The sequence below is a fragment of the Labrys sp. KB_33_2 genome, from assembly GCF_052114505.1.
Taxonomy (GTDB): domain Bacteria; phylum Pseudomonadota; class Alphaproteobacteria; order Rhizobiales; family Labraceae; genus Labrys.
Window position 1 is genome coordinate 175,515 of the sequence record NZ_JBFREW010000004.1, and the last position, 18,323, is coordinate 193,837.

An 18,323-nucleotide genomic window follows, 5' to 3' on the forward strand; every position below is an offset into this window, starting at 1 on the left:
CTGTGCTCGGGAGGCAATCAGGCCAGATCCGATCGCCCCAGCTTGAGCAGTTCCGTTAGATCTTTCGCCAAGAAGAGAAGCCGTGGAGCTACGCCGTCGCCGGCGGATCCTCACCCGGCGCCAGCGTCATCACGTCGGCCCAGTCGGGATGCTTGCGGTATTGCGCCCGCACATAGGGGCAGAGCGGCAGGATGCGAAATCCGTCCCTGCGGGCATCCTCCACCATGTAAGCCACCAGCGCGGCGGCAGCACCGGTGCCGCGCATCGTCTCGGGCGCGCCGGTGTGGTCGGCACTGATCAGGGCGGGATCGCGCCTGGTGAAGACGATCTCGGCCTCCCCTTCCACGCCGTCGATGCGCGCGACATAGCGCCCGCGCGGCTCGGCAAGCTCTTCGCGACGAATATCGATGTCAGCCATTCCGGCCTCCCTCACTGTTTTCTTCATACCAATGACGCGCCGCCGACAGATCGGCGGATGACAATTCGTGGCCGGCCTCGATGCTGTGGGCGGCGACGTCAGCGCCCTGATGCCGCAGCCAGGTTTCGAGCCGGGGCGCCTCCTGTCCGAAGGGATCGCGTGCCCCGGTCAAGATCAGGGCCAATGTCCCGGCAAGATCGGCATCTGGCAAGGTTTCGAGCACCGGCATCGCCCGTAGGAGAATGGCGCGCCTGACGATGCCGGGATGCAATCCCATCACGGCGGCGATGAAGTTCGCGCCGTTTGAATAGCCCAGAAAGGTCAGGCGGTGGTGGTCGAGTCCATAGCCTGCCACGGCCCCGTCGACGAAAGCCGCGAAGGCCTTCGCCTCGAAGGCGATATCGGCCTGATCGAACTTCGTCATCCCAATGCGCCGGAACCAACGCAGCACGCCTTCCTCATGGCTCCGCCCACGCACGCCGAGCAAGGTCGCATGGGGTGCGATCTGGCGAGCGAGCGGCATCAAATCGGCCTCGTTCCCGCCGGTGCCGTGCAATAGGACCAATGTGCTGCCGTCGGGCTGGTCCGGCGTATGGAAGCGATGCACGAAAGGCAGATCCCGGCGCGGCAGGCGCGGCTCTCCTGGCAGGGAGAATTGCGGCAGCATCGCCTTCAGGTCGTCCGCCCGCTCGGCATCGCCGGGCGGCACGAACAGGCGTTCGCCAAGATGATCGGCTGCCTCGTCGATGGCAAAACCTGGACCATCCGTCGCCACTTCGATCAATGTGCCGCCCGGCTCGCGCACATAGAGCGAGGTGAAGTAGTTGCGATCGTGGAAATTGGTCGGCGACGAATTGAGACGCGACAGCGCAGCCTGATGCTTGCGCACCTCGGCTACATCCGCCGCGCGAAAGGCGACATGATCGGCCGTGCCGGTGCCGGGAATGCCGGGCACATAGCCGGAGGCATCCCGGATATCGACAGCATCCGTATCCGACAGCAGGCGCTGGAGATTGCCCTCGCGCGGCCCTGGCCGGTAGCCGAACCGCGCGATGAAGGCCGCCGTTTCCTCTGGCTGGTCGGTCAGCAGGGTCACGGCGCGCAAGCGCCTCGGCGCGATCGCTTCATTGCCCCAGGGCGTGGCTGATGACTGGTCTGCACCGACCAGCTTGACGATGACGCCGTCGGGATCCTTGAGCCGTAGGACAGATTCGCCGAATTCCTGCGATGGCCCCGTCATCGGCACGCCATGGCTCAAGGCCCGCGTCATCCAATCGCCGATGCTCGCCAAAGGCACGGCAAAGGCGATCTCGGAAACCTGGCCATTGCCGACACGACCGGCGGCACCGTCTTCCCAGACGAGGAAGGTGACGATGGAGCCGGGCGAGCCGAGACGATCGCCATAGAAGAGATGGAGCTGCTGGGCATCTTCGTAGCCGCCCGTGCGCTTGACCAGGCGCAGGCCAAGGAAGCCGACATAGAAATCGACATTCGCCTGCACGTTGCGCGTCATCAAGGTGACGTGATGGATACCGTTCGCGGCAATTGCCGTCATGAGCGCGCCTCGTCTTCCCCGTCGGTGATTTGGCAAACCTCGCATGATCGTTTCCTTCAGTCCAAGCCACTGATGCCGAATTCGGCGTTCTCGATTGACGAACAGCAAAAAGGTTTTGGGCGAACAGCTCCCTGTTTATGCTGAGCCATGGGCCGGATACGGCCGACAACCTCCCGGAGGATCGAATGAGCTGGAATCCCGCCCTGACACCCGGTTGCCCCGATGCGATCGGCATCGACGCGATCGAAACCTTGATCGTGCCGCGTTCGCGCGATCTCGGCGGCTTCGAAGTGCGCCGCGCCTTGCCGGCCCCCAAGCGCCAGATGGTGGGCCCGTTCATCTTCTTCGACCAGGCGGGGCCCGCCGAATTCCTGACCGGGCAAGGCGTCGACGTGCGCCCACACCCCCATATCGGCCTGGGCACCGTCACCTATCTCTATCGCGGCGATTTCCACCATCGCGACAGTCTGGGCACCGACCAGGTCATCCAGCCCGGCGCCCTGAATTGGATGGTGGCCGGGCGCGGCGTCACCCATTCCGAACGAACCTCTGCGGAAGCCCGCCGCGGCCCCAACAGCCTGTTCGGCATCCAGACCTGGATCGCCCTGCCTGAAACGCATGAGGACATGGCGCCGATGTTCGAGCATCACGGCAAGGAGAGCCTGCCGGTGATCGAGAGCGACGGCGTCAGCGTGAAGCTCATCCTCGGCAATGCCTATGGCGAGAAGGCGGCGGCGACATTGTTCTCGGAAACCTTCTATGGCGACGTCGTGCTGGCCCCCCGTGCAAGACTGCCGCTGCCGGACGAGCACGAAGATCGCGGCCTCTATATCACGCAAGGTTCCGTCACCATCGCCGGCCAGGATTTCACGGCGGGGCAGATGATGGTCTTCCGCCCCGGCGATGCCATCACCGTGGCGGCCGGCGACCAGGGGGCCCGCCTGATGATCCTGGGCGGCGCCACCCTCGGCGGGCCGCGCTATATCTGGTGGAACTTCGTCGCCTCCTCCAAGGAGCGCATCGAGGAGGCCAAAGCCCAGTGGCAGGCGCAGAAGTGGGGCCAGGGCCTGTTCGATCTGCCCCCGGATGATCGCGCCGAACACATTCCTCTACCGGATTGAGGCTGGTCGCGGCGTTCATTCTCCCAGGCAAACAGTCGTCGACGAACCTTCTTCATCACCTGGAGAAGGTTCGTCATATTTTAGGGATGACTTTGCGCAAGATTCTTCATACAACTTCACCTTGCGCGTGACCTTGCCCATTGACTCAGTTTGTGGAAATGCGCAACAAAATGAAGGGCGCCCCCAATGATGTGGCTCGGGCGCCTATCCCGTCGCCACGCGGGCAAAAAGAAACAAGCCATTTCCAGGGAGAAACCAGATGTACAGGAAGATAGGGGCCGGCCTCGCCGCACTGACGGTCAGCGTCCTGCTCGCCACCACCTCCGCCTATGCCGATTTCTGGTCCGACGCCTCCAAGGACCTCCAGGGCGTCACCATCCACGGCATCTCGGAGAGCACGCCACCCTCCAACTATGTGAAGAACGTGCTGGGCCCGGCTTTCACCAAGGCCACCGGCATCAAGGTGGAGTTCGAAGCCACCTCCTGGGACCAGATGTACGACAAGGCGATCAAGGACATGGAGGCCAAGACCGGCGTCTATGACTTCGTCTATATCGAGCAGGACATCATCTACAGCTATCTGGCCCGCAACTTCCTGGTCGACATCACCAAGACGCTCGCCGACAAGCCGGCGCTGAAGGCACCAGATTACGATCCTGCCAAGTTCACCACCTTCGCCAACTACTTCAAGGACGACAAGGGTGACCTCTACGGCGTGCCGATGGAGGCCTTCATCAAGATCTATCTCTATCGCAAGGATCTGTTCGATGATCCGGCGGTGAAGGAAGCCTACAAGAAGAAGACCGGCAAGGATCTCGCCCCCGCCAAGACCCATGAGGACTACAAGGCCATCGCCGATTTCTTCACCGAATGGGGCAAGGACAAGGGCGAGGAATTGTGGGGCTCGACGGTGCAGGCCAATACCGGCCATCCCGCCTCCTGGTACGAATTCTTCGAAAGCGTCGCACCGACCTTCGGCGTCTATAATTGGGGCATCGACGCCTCCAAGAACTATGCCGCCACCGTCGCCAATGGCGGCTCGATGAACAGCCCAGAGGCCAAGAAGGCGCTGGAATACTGGTTGAGCCTGCTGCCGGACGCTCCGCCCGAATCCACCGCCAGCACCTGGGACGAAGTCGCAGCCACCTTCGCGGCCGGCCGCGCCGCACAGGGCCTCGTCTATGGCGAGAATGCCGCCTGGATCGCCACCGATGCCGGCAAGTCCAAGGTGGTGGGCAAGGTCGGTGTCGCCCTGCCTCCGACCTCTCCGGGGGTGATCGAGGCCGCCGAAGCCGGCAAAGGCTATATCGGCTATTATGACGGCGGCGCCTTCGGCATCTCCTATGCCTCCAAGAACAAGGAGGCGGCCCTGCTCTTCCTGCAATATATCGCCCAGGAGAGCGTCCAAGCCGATTGGGCCGTCGCCGGCTCGCGCATCACCCATAACTCGACTTATGACGATCCCAAGGTAAAGGCGCAGGACGAGAAGACCAACGGCTATTATTCGCTGATGAAGAAGGACGGCAAGCTCTTCGCCGGCGCGCCGCCCTACCCCTTCCATGCCCAGGTGCGCGAAGCGACCGCCTCTATCTTCTACAAGGCGATCACGGGCGATCTCTCGGCGTCCGACGCCCTCGACCAGATGGCGGCCACGACGGAGGCCGAACTCAAGAAGCTGGGCTATCGCAAATAGCGGGCCTGCCGGAGCCGCCCAGGGCGGTTCCGATTTACCGGAAATAGCGGCGGGGCCCCTGGCTTAGCGGGAGCCGCGCCGCTGTCCTTTACTGCCTCGCGGGTGAAGGAATCCCCATGCGATCGTCGACAACCGGCTGGCTGCTGCTGGCACCCACGCTGTTCATCCTCGCTCTGTTCGGTATCGTGCCGTTCATCTACGTGATGGTGGTCTCCTTCACGCAGTGGAACAGCTTCGCCGCCGATCCGGCCATGCATTTCAACGGGCTCGACAATTTCCGCGCCCTAGTCTTCGACACCGACTTCCTCAAGTCGATCTGGGGGACGTTGAAATTCGGCTTCTTTGCCGTGGTCAGCGAGATCGTGCTCGGCTATTTCCTCGCCCAGCTCTTCATGCGCGACTTTCCGGGCAAGGGCTTCTTCCGCACCATCCATACCCTGCCGCTGGTGATCGCGCCCATTGCCGTGGGCGCGATCTGGCGCCTGCTGCTCACGCCGGGTCTCGGCCCGGTGCCGAGCTATCTGCGCAGTTGGTTCGGCTATGACCTCAATATCAGCCGCTTCTCGGACCAGGCCTTCGCGGCCGTGGTGATCATGGACATCTGGCACTGGACGCCGCTGGTGACGCTGACCTTGCTCGCGGCCCTGTCCTCCCTGCCCAAGGATCCTTTCGAGCAGGCGCAGATCGACGGGGCCAGCCGCTTCCAGATCTTCTGGCACATCACCCTGCCGATGCTGAAGCCGGCCATCCTCGCCACCGTGTTCATCCGCCTGATGGACGCTTTGCGCACCTTCGATGAGATCTTCATGCTGACCAGCGGCGGCCCGGGCGACGCCACCCGCTTCGTCGGCCTCTACATCTACCGCGTGGTGTTTCCCAAGAAGGATTACGGCTATGGCGGCGCCATGTCCGTGCTCGTGCTCTACCTCACCATCGTGATGTGCTGGCTGCTCTATTCGGCCCTGGTAGCCCGACGCGACCTCAGGAGGCCCGAGTGATGCGCAAGCCCAATGTCTTCGTAAGCCTGCTGCTCTGGATCGTGCTCAGCCTGATCACGCTGGCGCCGATCTACTGGCTGTTCGTCGTCTCAGCCAAAAGCCGTGTCGAGCTGTTCGGCAGGCCGAGCTTCCTGTTGACCTCGTTCTTTCCGGACAATTACGCCAACGCCCTGACGGATCCGAACCTGCAGAAATACATGCTGAATTCGGTCATCGTCGCCACCTCCAACGCGCTGCTGGTGACCCTGCTCGGCTTCCTGGCCACCTATGCGCTGACGCGCTACAAGCTGGTCGGCAAGGAAAACGTCTTCTTCTGGACCATCACCAACCGCATGGCGCCACCGGCGGTATTCCTGCTGCCCTTGTTCCTGCTCTATACGCAGGTCTTCGCCATCGGCGACTGGAAGCTGTACGATACCCGTATCGGCCTCATCCTGCTCTATTGCGTGTTCAATCTGCCCTTCGCGGTGTGGACGCTGCGCCCGGTGCTCGACGCCATTCCGCAGGAACTCGACGAGGCTGCCACCATCGATGGCGCCTCGACCTTCCAGCTTCTGACCAAGGTGATCTATCCGCTGGCCCGCCCGGGCCTCGCCGTCACCATGATCCTCACCTGGATCTTCGCCTGGAACGAGTATCTGCTGGCAGCCACCCTCACCAGCGTGGAGGCACGCACCATCACCACGTTGCTCGCCGAATATGTCTCGGTCACCGGTACCAATTGGGGCCAACTCGCCGCCACCGCCATGCTGACGCTGATCCCGGCCCTGGTGATCCTCGGTGTCGTGCAGCGCCATATCGTCGCCGGCCTGACCTTCGGCGCCGTGAAGGGATGAGGCCATGAACCAGTTTACGAATCTCGACGAACAGAACGAAGAGGCCAAGAAAGTCGCCGAGAAGACGGGCTTCCTGCCGATCCACACCAACGGCTTCGACCGCGGCTTCATCGCCGTGGTGTTGCTGATCGCCATCCATCTGTTCTGGATGCGCTTTCTGGAGCAGTCGCTGTCGATCTACATCGCCACTGCGATCTCACTGGTGCTGGGCTATGTGATCATCAAGAAGGGGTGAGTTCTTCCCCTGTCGAGGCATACTGCCAGGGCAGAATCTTGCTCTTGCACTTCGGCGCTCTCCCACTATTGTCATACAAAATAACATGACAATAGTGGGAGACAGCGAGCATGGCCAAGCGCATCATGTTCACCGGCGGCAGCGGCAAGGCCGGGCGCCATGTGGTGAAGGATCTCCTCGATCACGGCTACCAGGTGCTCAATATCGACACCCGGCCATTGGACGATCCGCGCGTACGCACGCTGATCGCCGACATCACAGATGCCGGCCAGGTCTTCAATGCGCTGTCGAGCTATATGGGCACCCACGAGTTCGACGCCTCCTTGCGCCCGCAGAAGGTCGATGCCGTCGTTCATTTCGCCGCCATTCCGCGCATCATGATCGTGCCTGACAACGAGGTGTTCCGCGTCAATGCGCTCGGTACCTACAACGTCATCGAGGCAGCGACCAAGCTCGGCATCCGCAAGGTCGTGATTGCCTCGAGCGAGACGACCTATGGCGTCGTCTTCGCCCATGAACATCGCAGTCCCGCCTATTTTCCCCTCGACGAGGACTATGACGTCGACCCGATGGACAGCTACGCCCTCTCCAAGGTCGTCAACGAGAAGACGGCTCGCGCTTTCGCGCTGCGCGAAGCCACCGACATCTATGCGCTTCGCATCGGCAACGTCCTCATCCCCGAAGACTACACCGAAAACTTCCCCAAATGGTTCGCCGATCCAGGCTTCCGCAAGCGCATCGCTTGGAGCTATATCGATGCGCGCGACCTCGGCCAGATCACCCGGCTCGCCATTGAGAAGGACGGCCTCGGCTTCCAGGTCTTCAATGCCGTCAACGACGACACCTCGTCCAATCTGCCGACCGCCGAACTGCTCCGGCGCTTCTATCCCGATGTGCCGGTGAAAGGCACGCTCGGCGAATATGAGACGCTGCTTTCCAACAAGAAGGCTCGCGAGCTCCTGGGCTTCCGGGAGGAACATCCCTGGCGGCGCTATGTGAAGGGCTAGGGCGGCTTCGACCGGGCCAGTTCCTGCCTTCGTCATTGCGCGCTGAGCAAGGCAATCCAGGCCAGGAAACCGCGGCATTTGACAGCATAACTTATGCGCCCTACTTGTACGGACAGGATTACAAGATACGAACCATCTGGGAAACGCCATGAGCTTCCACGAACGCCCCGCCCTCTCCCCGCGCGACCTCGCCAACGCCATCCGCTTCCTGACCGTCGATACCATCGAGGCGGCTGGGACAGGTCATCCCGGCACCGCCATGGGCATGGCCGATATCGCCGAGGTGCTGTGGAACCGCTTCCTCAAGTACAATCCGGCCGACCCGGCCTGGATCGATCGCGACCGCTTCGTACAGTCGAACGGCCATGGCGCGATGCTGATCTATTCCCTGCTGCATCTGTCAGGCTATGATCTCTCGCTGGAAGATTTGAAGGCCCATCGCAAGCCTGGATCCAAGACGCCGGGCCATCCCGAACATGGCATGACGCCGGGGGTCGAGACGACCACCGGCCCGCTCGGCCAAGGTTTCGCCAATGCCGTCGGCATGGCGCTTGCGGAGCGCAAGCTCGCGGCCGAATTCAACCGCGATGGCTTTCCCGTCATCGATCACCACACCTATGTCTTCGTCGGTGACGGCTGCCTGATGGAGGGCGTGGCGCAGGAGGCTGCTTCGCTCGCCGGCGCGCTCGGCCTCGGCAGGCTGATCGCCTTCTATGACGACAACGGCATCTCGATCGACGGCGAGGTCAAGGCGTGGTTCGCGGACGACACGCCGGCGCGCTTCCGGGCGCTGGGCTGGCACGTGGTCGCCGATGTCGACGGCCATGATGCGGGCACCGTGCAGGCGGCGATCGAGGAGGCGCGCGCCGTGCATGACAGGCCGAGCCTGATCTGCTGCCGCACCATCATCGGTTTCGGCGCCCCCAACAAGCAGGGCAAGGAAGAAGTCCACGGCGCCCCGCTGGGTGCCACCGAGGCCGCCGCGACCCGCGAGACACTGGGCTGGCCGTATCCGCCGCATGAGGTGCCGCCCTCCATCCGCGCCGGCTGGGATGCGCACGGTCGTGGAGCTGAAAGCCAGGCGGCCTGGGAGGCGCTGTTCACCCGCTATCAGGCGGCCTATCCAGATCTTGCCGCGGATTTGCAGCGTCGCATGGCCGGCGAAGCGCCCGCAGCCTTCGCCACGGCCGTGGCCGATTATGCCGATGCCCTGCTGAGGGAGCCGCCGGCCCGCCAGCCTCTGCGCAAGGCCTCCAGCAAGGTACTTGCTCGCTTCACGGCGATGCTGCCGGAGCTGATCGGCGGCTCGGCCGATCTCAGCCAGTCCACTCTGGCCTGGACACCGGCTTCCAAATCAATCCTGCCCGGGGATTTCGCCGGCAATTTCATCCACTACGGCGTGCGCGAATTCGGCATGTCCGCCGTGATGAACGGCATGGCTGCTCACGGCGGCCTGATCCCCTTCGGCTCGACCTATCTGGTCTTCAGCGACTATGCCCGCAACGCCGTGCGCCTCGCCGCCCTGATGAAACTCAAGGCGATCTTCCTCTACACGCATGATTCCATCGGCGTCGGTGAGGACGGGCCGACTCACCAGCCCGCCGAACAACTCCTCGCCTTGCGCGCCATTCCCGGCCTGTCGCTATGGCGCCCCGGGAGCGAACTCGAAGCGCTCCTTGCCTGGGAAGCGGCAGTGGGCCGTGAGGGCCCCAGCGTCATCGTCGCGGCCCGCCAGGACGCTCCGGCGATTGCCCATGTCCCTGAGCACCGGCAGGCGATCCGGCGTGGCGGCTATGTGCTTTCCGAACCGGCGGAGCACCCTGATCTCGTCCTTGCCGGAACCGGCTCCGAGCTGGGACTCGTCGCCGAAGCCGCAGCGCATCTCGCAGCAGAGGGCATCCACACGCGGGTGGTATCGATCCCCAACGCCAATATTTTTGCCAGCCAGCCCGCGGCCTATCGCGACGCGGTGCTGGCCCCCGGCACGCCCACTTTGTTCGTCGAGGCTGCCTCGTCGATCTACTGGTACCAATTCCTGCGCGGTCCCGGCGCGGTTGTTGGCATCGACGCCTTCGGCGAGAGTGCGCCCGGCCCGCTACTTTACCGGCATTTCGGCCTCACGCCCGAAGCGATCGCGGCAAAAGCGAGAGCTTTGCTCCCGGCAACTTCTTAAGAACCGTCCTTCAGCGCGTCCGATGCAATTCGATGGTCAGGCGCGTACGATCGGGGTGGTGCCAGGATTCGTAATATTCCACCGGCCTCCCTTCCTGATCATAGGTAAGTTCACGGTTGAAGAGCACATGCGATCCGGGATCGAGCCCGAGATGGCCGGCAATCTCCGCATCGGCCGTGCCGATTTCCACGGTGCGCTGGCCGCTGGAAACGATCACGCCGAAATCCCGTTCGAGGCATTCGTAGAGCGAGACCTGCTCGAGCCCCGGATGGGTCAGCAATCCCGGCACCCGGCCATAGGGCAGGTAGTTGCGCACCAGCAGCAGCACCTCGCCATCGGCATAGCGCAGGCGTTCGATCAACACGGCCTTGCTGTCGCCGATACGCTCGGCGATGGCCGCGGGAGCGTCGATCAGGCGTTGCACCAGGATTTTTGTGCTCAGCTTGAAGCCGGCCCGTGCCAGATCCTCGCGCAACGGGTCAAGGCGCTGGCTTAGATTGATCGGCACCTTGCGCTCGCGCACGAAGGCACCGCGTCCCCGCTCGGTTTCGATCAGCCCCTGCAGCGCCAGCGACTGCAGTGCCTGGCGAACGACGCTGCGCGAGACGTCGTAGCGGGCGCAAAGCTCATGTTCAGAGGGAAGCCTCCCGCCCGCGGCATAGAGGCCCTGCGAAATTCCAGCTCTCAAGGTCTCGGCGAGTTGGAAATAGAGGGGAACCGGCGTGGAGCGATCGAGCATGAAGGGAGCGGGCAAATCGGCAAAGGGGACCAAAGGACCCTATCAGCTTTACCACCGGAGCAACAGGCGCGCCTGCCCCTCCTTGCCCGGCGTTTCAACCGCGCCGGCGATCAGGCCGCGTCGGTTTCCTGAGCGAGCACGCCGCTCACACCAGCACTGCCGCGGATCGCATAAGTCAGCGGATCTCGGCCCATCTCTACCGCGAGGGTCACGAAAGTTTCGGCATTGCAAGGCAGATAGGAGGATTCAAGGCGCGCCAGCGTGCTGAAGGTCACGCCCGTGAGCGCACCGAATTGCCGATAGGTCAGCCCGCGCGTTGCGCGCACACTCCGCAAATCGTCGCCAAATCGCTTCCAATCGATCTGTAGCGATGTGGCGTTCTTCTGGAAGGGACGGCTCGCTCTTTCCTGCATTTCTTCGCTCACTTCACGCCCGGTTCGATCGCGCTACATTGCTTGACACTCTTTCAGCAAACACTTTGAAATATTCCATCGCGACTTCCCCAGGACTGGGAAGACTCCGCAAAATGCACTGCACTTCAACATCTATACGTAAGGCATTCCAATATACGGAACCATATCGAAATACATTTAGCGTTACATCTAAAAAACGTAACATCACATTTTCTTGAGGGCACTGCAAAAACGCACAGCACAACTTCGCGGCAACAAGCACAATAGGCCAAGCGGGGCCCGGCTCACGCCGGGCCCCGCTTTCAGATCGTCCAGTTCGGATCAGAAGGTGCGCTTCAGGCGAACACCGCCCTGCCAGGAGCTGGCGGAGCCATCCAGAGACCCCAGCGGCCCGATGCCAACTTCCTGCTTGGTGTGGGTATAGGATACTTCGCCAGCCACTGAGAGGCCCTTGACGATCATATAGGTCAGATTGCCCGCGATGGAGTATTCCTTGAGCGAGATATCGATACCCGGGACAACGTTGCGCAGTATACCGTCGGCCTTCACGTCGATGTAGCTACCCACAAGATTGGCGTTGAGCTGCGGCGTGATATTGCCACCGAGTTCGGCCACGATCGACCAGCCCTTGGTTCTGCCATAGCCCGAAATACCTCCTGGCCCGATCGACGAGGGGAAGAGGTCCGACAAGCCGATGAGTGTGCCGAGGCTGTTCTTGACACCGAGATATTCGGTGGCGCCATCAGCATACTGACCTTCAACGATAAAATGCCCGCCATCGATAACCGGTATTTTAATGAGGGCAGTACCACCGATGGCGTAGCCGTATTTGTTGTCATGAGTCGTGGGGATCGAAAAGGGGATGTTGGTGCCGCCCAACGTGAGCGTCCCGTCGACACTCTCGGGTGCGCGCAACTGGTGGAGAGCTCCTTGGAGAGCCAAGGATCCCCAACTCGAGTCATAACGCAATTGACCAACGACATCCGGGATTTGCTGCCCGCCCTGCAGATTAATGCCCACGCCGCTAAGTCCGATGCCGGGGACCGTGCCAGCGATGCCAACCTTGTTGACACGGTGGTCGCGGCCATCTTCGATCGACAGCGTGGCGCTGAAGCCACCGCCGAACTGACCGGTGTAGGCGAGCAGGTTAACCGTGCTGGTTTCTGCGTAATAGGGTGCCCAGATCGTATCGCCATACTCGTTATCGTAGAAGCCGAAGAACGAATGGGCGTAACCGGCCGTCAGGCCACCGAACTGGATGAAGGCCTTGTCGATCGTGAAGGTGTTGCCGTTGTAGATGCCGCCACGGCCTTGAGCCGAAATCGGATGCGAGTCGGCATTGATCTGGAAATAGGAGCGCAGCAAGCCCCAATCGGTCTCGGTGCGGGCGTCGAACCAGATACGGGCCTGAGTGTTGAAGGCCGAGCGATCATCCTTCCGGTTCTGCCCAACATTGGTCAAGACATTGTTAAGTGATGTCGGAGCTGAATTGATGCCTACCCGGTCGCCGCCGAACGCGCGATAGTCGGCGCGGATCTCTCCGCCGATCTTGAGGCAGGTGTCGCTGCCGGGAATGTAGAAAAAGCCAGGCCCGAAGGCCGAGCAGACCTTCACATATTCAACGGCTTCGCCCTTGGTCATGGGCAGGTCGGCAGCCTGCGCGGCGCCAATGGCGGCAATGCCTGCAGCAGCGCCGAGAAGTGCGGATTTCATCGTCATCAGAACCCCCTCCGGGACATTATTTTACTTGCACGAGGGGACTTCTTGACATGACACCCCACTCGCAACAGCCGACCGAACTTGGCGCATGCTTGAGAAGCATTTGGCCGCCACGTGAATCGTCGCAGTAAGGGTGCGATATTCTAGAAAGTGCTACAATAGAATTCCCACGTCTCGGAACCGACAGAAAACATTTTGGCGAATATGTGTCACTCAAAAGACACAACTCGGATACACGAGCTTCCGCTGAATAAATTACTACCAATTTTGGTATTTTTAATTTATAAATCTGCACATTAGAAGTCTATATTGGTGTTTTATAATTGGAACATATTAAATAAACACATATTATCTCTACCCATCAGGCAAAATTCGAAATACGACTCCCACCACGGGAAAATCATTTTCCGTGTGGTAATATAAGACTTGCAGGTCCGCTGCCGACGCGTAGGGACGCCGGAACGAGTTCGCAAAAATGCCTATCCGGCATCGCGTTTTGCTTGCAGGCACGGTTGCCATGCAACGAGATGGAGAGCTCGCTCCTCCTGGATCAGGCGCGAGCACCCCTACGCCGGACCAGGGGGCCGGCGGGACTCGACTGTCGTGTACGCAGATGCAGCCGCCGGCCCTCAGGTCGTCTTTCGCGGCCAGGGCGTTTCACCCACCGGCGTCAGCGGGCCCTTGCCATCGCGCCAGGAGACGAGATTGTCGACCACCAGCTGGCCCATGGCTCGGCGGGTATGAATGGTGGCCGAGCCGACATGCGGCAACAACACCGCATTGTCGAGCGCCGCCAGCCCCTCGGGCACGCGCGGCTCGTCGGCGAAGACGTCGAGCCCTGCCGCGAGAATGGTGCGATTGCGCAGAGCCTCGATGAGGGCATCCTCATCGACCACCGAACCACGGGCGACATTGATAAGCACGCCTTCGGGGCCAAGTGCCTTGAGCACATCGGCATCGACCAGATTGCGCGTTTCCGCCCCACCGGGGACGATGATCATCAGCGTATCCACCGCCTCCGCCAGCGCCCGCACGCTGGCATGATAGGCATAGACCACATCCGCCTGCCGGCTGCGTCCGTAATAGGCGATCTTCAGGCCAAAGGCCTCGGCGCGGCGAGCGATCGCCTTGCCGATCCGCCCCAGGCCCACGATACCCAGCGTGCGCCCGCGCAGCGTTGCCTTCGTCAGCGGATAGTTCTCGCTCAGCCATTTGCCCTCCCGCAGGAAGCGATCCGCCTGCGGTATTTCGCGGATGGTCGCCAGCAGCAAGGCCATAGCGAGATCGGCGACATCCTCATTGAGGACTTCGGGCGTGTTGGTGACGATGACGCCATGCCTCGCCGCTGCCGCGGCATCGACGGAATCATAGCCGACGCCGAAATTGGCAATGATTTCGAGCTTGGGCAGGGCCGCGAGCAGCGCCTCGTCGACATGGGCGTGACCGCCGGCAGCGAGGAAACGCACCCGGTCCGCAATTCCGGCCAGCATGGCATCGGGATCTTTGGCCAGCCAGAGCTTGTGCACGGTGAAGGCCTGGTCAAGGGCCTCGACCGTTTGGGCAAGCATGGGCTTGGGCATCAGAAGATCGGGTGCGGACATGCCGGAATACTCTCGCGGAACAAAATTGATCGAAGGGCGCTGCCAACGCCTACAGCATCAGGTCCGATTCCGGAATTGGGCCTGATGCTGCAGGTTGTTGTTACCGCGTGGTTTTTGCCGAAAATCAGCATCTATTTTTCGGCCCGGCGCTCCAAAACGTTTTGCGGTTTGGTGAAATCGCCTGCCGCAAGGAGGCGTTTTGCCCAAACACGCCTCGGTCAGAGAGCCGTCAGCTTGCCGCCGAGTTCGTCCTCGATGTGAGCCTGCACGATGGCATCCATGTCGCGATCCGCGATGAAGCCGAGTTCGAGGGCACGTGCCGTATCGAAATCGCGCGGCCAACCCGCCACGATCTTCTCGATCACGGGATCGGGCTGATGTTTGATCAGCGCCACCGCCTTGTCGCCGGCCGCCCTACGCAGGGCCTCGATCTCCTCGGCCACCGTTGCGGAAAGGCCGGGCATGGAAAGATTGCGCCGAGCGCCCAGGCGGGCGGTGTCGATCGCCGCGGAATGGTGCAGGAAACCGACCGCCGAGCGCGGGCTGGCGAACCAATGGCGCACGTCGTCCGAGACAGGCAGGATCGCCTCCTGCCCGTTCAGCGGCTCGCGCAGAATGCCCGAGAAGAAGCCGGAGGCCGCCTTGTTGGGCTTGCCGGGACGCACCGCAATGGTCGGCAGGCGGATGCCGATGCCGTCGAAGAAGCCGCGGCGGCTGTAGTCGGCCAGCAGCAATTCCCCGATTGCCTTCTGCGTGCCATAGGAAGTCAGGGGCGTGTTGAAGAACTCGTCGCCGATACGCTCCGGGAAGGGCGCGCCGAACACCGCAATCGAAGAGGAAAAAATCACGCGCGGATAATAGCCCTCGCCCGGCCTGGCATCGCCATGGGCCTGACGGATCGCGTCGAACAGGCGCTGGGTGCCTTCCAGATTGATACGATAGCCCTTTTCGAAGTCGGCCTCGGCCTCACCCGATACGATGGCGGCGAGATGGACGATCACATCCGGGCGGGTATCGATCAGGCGCTCGACCGTGCCGGGCACCGGCAGGTCGTCCTGGCTGGTGCTGCAGGCGAAGGGCAAGCCGGCGGGGACCTCGGGCAGCACGACGTCGCTGAGCAGGACTTCGCTTACGGGCTTGCCGCCAAGCTTGCCGTCGCGGCTCATGCTCTCCAGCAATTTGCGGCCAACCATGCCGGCCGCACCCAGAATCAGGACTTTCATCGCCTCGCCTCGTCATTTCCCCGCGACCGAAAACCGCCAGCCGAAGCCCCGCGCATCGCGTCGCACCTTTTGTCTCATGATGCCCGTTGCGGGCCCGAAGGACGGCTCGAATCCGCCGTTTCTCCTTGTAGCGATAAGGCCTTTGCCAGAGCGAGGCAAGCTCTTGTCTTACAAATTGAGCGAGAGCGTTTGCGATGGGACCTGGTGTATGATGAAGGCTCCGCAGCCACTTCCTGCGGAGCCTTCATCATCCCCAATCGGGTGTCGTGATCAGGACCGGGGTCGGGGTCCGACCATGGCGGTCAGCGCACCCTGAGGATCGCGGGCCTGGATCACCCACATCTCGCCGGGCACTTCCATCGGCTCCAGCGTGATCGTGCCGCCATTGGCGGCAACGCGCCGGGCCGTCTCGTCGATGTCCTCGACCTGGACATAGTAGACCCACATCGGTCCGCACATGTCCTCAGTCCGGGTCATCATGCCACCATAGTCGGCGCCCTTCTTGCCATAGAGCTGATAGACGCCCATCGGCCCCATATCGAGGCCCTCGCGCTTCTCCCAGCCGAACAGCTTGGAATAGAATGCAAGAGCGCCCGCCGCGTCGCCGGCATGCAGCTCACGCCAGGCGATATGGCCGGGCGTGCCCAGGCCCGGCATCTCCGGCGCCTCGCCCTGCCCCTTGAACAAGCCGAACACGGCACCGTCGGGATCGGCCGCAATGGCGAAACGGCCGATGCCCGGAATATCGTCCGGAGCGCGGTAGATCTTGCCTCCGAGCCTGGTCACCTCGGCCGCCGAAGCGTCAACGTCGTCGGCTGCGACGAAACCGCTCCAGTTCGGCGGGGTGTTGCGGGCGGCGGCATCGGGCGGAATGTCCATGAGGCCGGCGACCAGCGCGCCCTTGTTGGAAAACAGCATATAGGCCGGGCCCGGCATGCCGGAATCCGCCGCCTCCCAACCCAGCACGGCGGCATAGAAGGCCGCGGCCCCCTTCACATCCGTGGTCATCAATTCATACCAGACGAAGTCTCCGTGTGTGACCGCCATGACAGGCTCCCTTGGATGCCGGATTTCTGTTCTTGGAAGAAACGATAGGCGAACGACAGGGCGGCCTGGCGACAGGCCTCCGCTGCTCATGAATGCAACCGCCTCGACCGCGGCAATCTGGAGCAAAGCGCATTCATGACTGAACACGCTTTGCTCCAGCTCTTTGTTTCCAAGCCAATCCAACGGATTGGCTGGAGCGTCTTTGCGATTCTTGGTGACGCCGTCTCATCGCAAAACGCTTTAGTCCTGGTATTCGTCGTGCCGGCGCACGAAATCCATGGTGGTCGCCTCGTTGCGCCCCTTGGGCGCCCGGTCGAGGATCATCAGGGTGCCGATCAGTTCCTCCGGACCACGGGCATAGCTCGAATAGGTGTGAAACACCTTGCCCTGCTCATCCTTGTAGAAGGCGCTCAGCCCGGGCAGTTCGTCATGGCCCTGGGCACTCGGCTGGCTGGTGAAATTATAGGTGATCTCTTCGCCCGCCAGGTCCTCCCGGCTGAAGGAGACGTGATAGTCGAAGTTGAAATCGCTGCCGAAGGCCGAAGCCCAGGGGAAACGCCACCCCATGCGCGCCTTATAGGCCTCGATCTTCTCCAGCGGCGCGCGCGAGACGGCCGTGAGCGTGACGTCGTGATGGTTGAGATGAGCCAGGGCGCCGTCGAGATGATCCGCCAGGAAGGAGCAGCCGGGGCAGCCAGCCTTCCAATCGGGGCCCAGCATGAAATGATAGACGATCAACTGGCTGCGCCCGTCGAACAACTCCGCCAGCGTGCGCCGCCCCTCGGGCGTGTCGAACAGATAGGCCTTGTCGAGTTTGACCCAGGGTAGAGCCATGCGCTCGGCATTGAGGCGATCGCGCGCCCGCGTCGCCTCCTTTTCCTTGATCAGAAGCGCCTTGCGCGCCGTCAGCCACTCTTCCCGGGACACGACTGAATGGGCCGGCATGTCGACCTCCCTCGCTCGGATTTGTATTGCTTGACTAAATAGGTTGATATCAACATTATTAGATCATGTCAAAACACCTTTCCCATGAGCGGTTCTCCTCCAAGATAGGGCTCGATGCCGAAGAGCCTCCCGCTTCGGACTGCGAGCCGCAACCTCTGGTTGCTTTTGCAACGACCCTGATCGTGCGCGATACCTGCCTATGCCTGCATGTGCAGCGGGCAGCGCGAACGCTGGCGCGCCGCTTCGACGATGCCTTGCGGCCGCTGGGGCTGACCAACAGCCAGTTTTCGCTGCTGATGGCGCTCAACCGCCCCTCCCCCCCACCGATGGGCCCTGTGGCGGCACTTCTGGCCATGGATCGCACCACCCTCACCGCCGCGCTCAAGCGGCTCGAAGCCCGTGGCCTGGTGCAGGTGATGCGCGATCCCGTGGACCGGCGTTCGCGCCTGCTGGCGCTGACGCAGGCTGGAAAGCAGCTCCTCGCCCGGGCCATACCGATCTGGCAGGACAGCCATGCCCGCCTCGAGGCCGGGATGCCCGACGGCCACGCCATCCGCCTGAGGCAGGATCTCGCCGCTCTCGGTTGACCCATGACACGAC

General features: G+C 62.2%; 17 protein-coding genes. 8 read left to right on the plus strand and 9 right to left on the minus strand.

Translation table 11 applies throughout. The annotated features are described in order from the left end of the window. Positions 1-88: 88 nt before the first annotated feature. Both AB4037_RS09285 and AB4037_RS09290 read right to left on the minus strand, forming a co-directional pair. On the minus strand, positions 89-418 hold the full coding sequence (locus tag AB4037_RS09285; RefSeq protein WP_441771308.1) for a GNAT family N-acetyltransferase: 330 nt from the start codon (positions 416-418) through the stop codon (positions 89-91). Beyond that, complete coding sequence (locus AB4037_RS09290) at positions 411-1,973, minus strand: VOC family protein (RefSeq protein ID WP_441771309.1); 1,563 nt, start codon at positions 1,971-1,973, stop codon at positions 411-413. Before AB4037_RS09290 ends, AB4037_RS09285 begins: the two co-directional genes overlap by 8 nt. A gap of 185 nt (positions 1,974-2,158) precedes the next feature. Here AB4037_RS09290 and AB4037_RS09295 point away from each other — a divergent pair, with 185 nt between their 5' ends. From AB4037_RS09295 to tkt, 7 genes are all read left to right on the plus strand, one after another. After that, positions 2,159-3,094 (plus strand): pirin family protein, encoded by a 936-nt coding sequence (locus AB4037_RS09295; RefSeq protein ID WP_441771310.1) that lies wholly within the window; start codon positions 2,159-2,161, stop codon positions 3,092-3,094. 259 nt (positions 3,095-3,353) lie between these two features. Next, positions 3,354-4,787, plus strand: a complete 1,434-nt coding sequence (locus AB4037_RS09300) for an ABC transporter substrate-binding protein (RefSeq protein ID WP_434955062.1) — start codon at positions 3,354-3,356, stop codon at positions 4,785-4,787. A gap of 116 nt (positions 4,788-4,903) precedes the next feature. Beyond that, complete coding sequence (locus tag AB4037_RS09305; protein WP_434955061.1) at positions 4,904-5,785, plus strand: carbohydrate ABC transporter permease; 882 nt, start codon at positions 4,904-4,906, stop codon at positions 5,783-5,785. Beyond that, complete coding sequence (locus tag AB4037_RS09310) at positions 5,785-6,621, plus strand: carbohydrate ABC transporter permease (RefSeq protein ID WP_434955060.1); 837 nt, start codon at positions 5,785-5,787, stop codon at positions 6,619-6,621. The genes AB4037_RS09305 and AB4037_RS09310 overlap by 1 nt, the downstream gene beginning before the upstream one ends. Positions 6,622-6,625: 4 nt before the next feature. Beyond that, positions 6,626-6,856, plus strand: coding sequence for a DUF2160 family membrane protein (locus AB4037_RS09315; RefSeq protein ID WP_441771311.1), 231 nt, complete (start codon positions 6,626-6,628; stop codon positions 6,854-6,856). Between the two features lie 110 nt (positions 6,857-6,966). Beyond that, a complete protein-coding gene (locus AB4037_RS09320; RefSeq protein WP_434955058.1) occupies positions 6,967-7,863 on the plus strand; it encodes an NAD-dependent epimerase/dehydratase family protein in 897 nt (298 codons plus the stop codon). 148 nt (positions 7,864-8,011) lie between these two features. Next, positions 8,012-10,036: a transketolase gene (gene tkt / locus AB4037_RS09325; protein WP_441771312.1), complete on the plus strand. Its 2,025-nt coding sequence runs from the start codon at positions 8,012-8,014 to the stop codon at positions 10,034-10,036. A gap of 10 nt (positions 10,037-10,046) precedes the next feature. Here tkt and AB4037_RS09330 read toward each other — a convergent pair whose 3' ends face one another. From AB4037_RS09330 to AB4037_RS09360, 7 genes are all read right to left on the minus strand, one after another. After that, positions 10,047-10,808: a GntR family transcriptional regulator gene (locus tag AB4037_RS09330; RefSeq protein ID WP_441771313.1), complete on the minus strand. Its 762-nt coding sequence runs from the start codon at positions 10,806-10,808 to the stop codon at positions 10,047-10,049. 77 nt (positions 10,809-10,885) lie between these two features. Beyond that, a complete protein-coding gene (locus tag AB4037_RS09335) occupies positions 10,886-11,200 on the minus strand; it encodes a helix-turn-helix domain-containing protein (protein ID WP_434955055.1) in 315 nt (104 codons plus the stop codon). Positions 11,201-11,509: 309 nt separating this feature from the next. Continuing rightward, entirely contained in the window at positions 11,510-12,907 is a 1,398-nt protein-coding gene (locus AB4037_RS09340; protein WP_441771314.1) for a porin, read from the minus strand. 629 nt (positions 12,908-13,536) lie between these two features. Next, positions 13,537-14,508 carry a 2-hydroxyacid dehydrogenase gene (locus AB4037_RS09345; protein WP_441771315.1) on the minus strand — a complete coding sequence of 324 codons (972 nt, stop codon included), beginning with the start codon at positions 14,506-14,508 and terminating at the stop codon, positions 13,537-13,539. 218 nt (positions 14,509-14,726) lie between these two features. Continuing rightward, positions 14,727-15,731, minus strand: coding sequence for a D-erythronate dehydrogenase (gene denD / locus AB4037_RS09350; RefSeq protein WP_441771316.1), 1,005 nt, complete (start codon positions 15,729-15,731; stop codon positions 14,727-14,729). 270 nt (positions 15,732-16,001) lie between these two features. Continuing rightward, positions 16,002-16,778: a VOC family protein gene (locus AB4037_RS09355; protein WP_441771317.1), complete on the minus strand. Its 777-nt coding sequence runs from the start codon at positions 16,776-16,778 to the stop codon at positions 16,002-16,004. 240 nt (positions 16,779-17,018) lie between these two features. Next, the gene (locus AB4037_RS09360; RefSeq protein ID WP_441771318.1) at positions 17,019-17,723 is read right to left on the minus strand and encodes a DUF899 domain-containing protein; all 705 of its coding nucleotides are present in this window, start codon (positions 17,721-17,723) and stop codon (positions 17,019-17,021) included. A gap of 65 nt (positions 17,724-17,788) precedes the next feature. Here AB4037_RS09360 and AB4037_RS09365 point away from each other — a divergent pair, with 65 nt between their 5' ends. Then, the gene (locus AB4037_RS09365; RefSeq protein WP_441771319.1) at positions 17,789-18,310 is read left to right on the plus strand and encodes a MarR family winged helix-turn-helix transcriptional regulator; all 522 of its coding nucleotides are present in this window, start codon (positions 17,789-17,791) and stop codon (positions 18,308-18,310) included. Positions 18,311-18,323 lie beyond the last annotated feature (13 nt).

What these genes read in the sequence shown, in the direction of transcription:
- AB4037_RS09315 (WP_441771311.1), top strand. Translation starts at nt 6,626, where the DNA reads ATGAACCAGTTTACGAATCTCGACGAACAGAACGAAGAGGCCAAGAAA.
- AB4037_RS09365 (WP_441771319.1), top strand. Translation starts at nt 17,789, where the DNA reads ATGTCAAAACACCTTTCCCATGAGCGGTTCTCCTCCAAGATAGGGCTC.
- AB4037_RS09290 (WP_441771309.1), bottom strand. Translation starts at nt 1,973, where the DNA reads ATGACGGCAATTGCCGCGAACGGTATCCATCACGTCACCTTGATGACG.
- denD (WP_441771316.1), bottom strand. Translation starts at nt 15,731, where the DNA reads ATGAAAGTCCTGATTCTGGGTGCGGCCGGCATGGTTGGCCGCAAATTG.
- AB4037_RS09310 (WP_434955060.1), top strand. Translation starts at nt 5,785, where the DNA reads ATGCGCAAGCCCAATGTCTTCGTAAGCCTGCTGCTCTGGATCGTGCTC.
- AB4037_RS09360 (WP_441771318.1), bottom strand. Translation starts at nt 17,723, where the DNA reads ATGCCGGCCCATTCAGTCGTGTCCCGGGAAGAGTGGCTGACGGCGCGC.
- AB4037_RS09300 (WP_434955062.1), top strand. Translation starts at nt 3,354, where the DNA reads ATGTACAGGAAGATAGGGGCCGGCCTCGCCGCACTGACGGTCAGCGTC.
- AB4037_RS09320 (WP_434955058.1), top strand. Translation starts at nt 6,967, where the DNA reads ATGGCCAAGCGCATCATGTTCACCGGCGGCAGCGGCAAGGCCGGGCGC.
- tkt (WP_441771312.1), top strand. Translation starts at nt 8,012, where the DNA reads ATGAGCTTCCACGAACGCCCCGCCCTCTCCCCGCGCGACCTCGCCAAC.
- AB4037_RS09305 (WP_434955061.1), top strand. Translation starts at nt 4,904, where the DNA reads ATGCGATCGTCGACAACCGGCTGGCTGCTGCTGGCACCCACGCTGTTC.
- AB4037_RS09355 (WP_441771317.1), bottom strand. Translation starts at nt 16,778, where the DNA reads ATGGCGGTCACACACGGAGACTTCGTCTGGTATGAATTGATGACCACG.
- AB4037_RS09285 (WP_441771308.1), bottom strand. Translation starts at nt 418, where the DNA reads ATGGCTGACATCGATATTCGTCGCGAAGAGCTTGCCGAGCCGCGCGGG.
- AB4037_RS09345 (WP_441771315.1), bottom strand. Translation starts at nt 14,508, where the DNA reads ATGTCCGCACCCGATCTTCTGATGCCCAAGCCCATGCTTGCCCAAACG.
- AB4037_RS09340 (WP_441771314.1), bottom strand. Translation starts at nt 12,907, where the DNA reads ATGACGATGAAATCCGCACTTCTCGGCGCTGCTGCAGGCATTGCCGCC.
- AB4037_RS09295 (WP_441771310.1), top strand. Translation starts at nt 2,159, where the DNA reads ATGAGCTGGAATCCCGCCCTGACACCCGGTTGCCCCGATGCGATCGGC.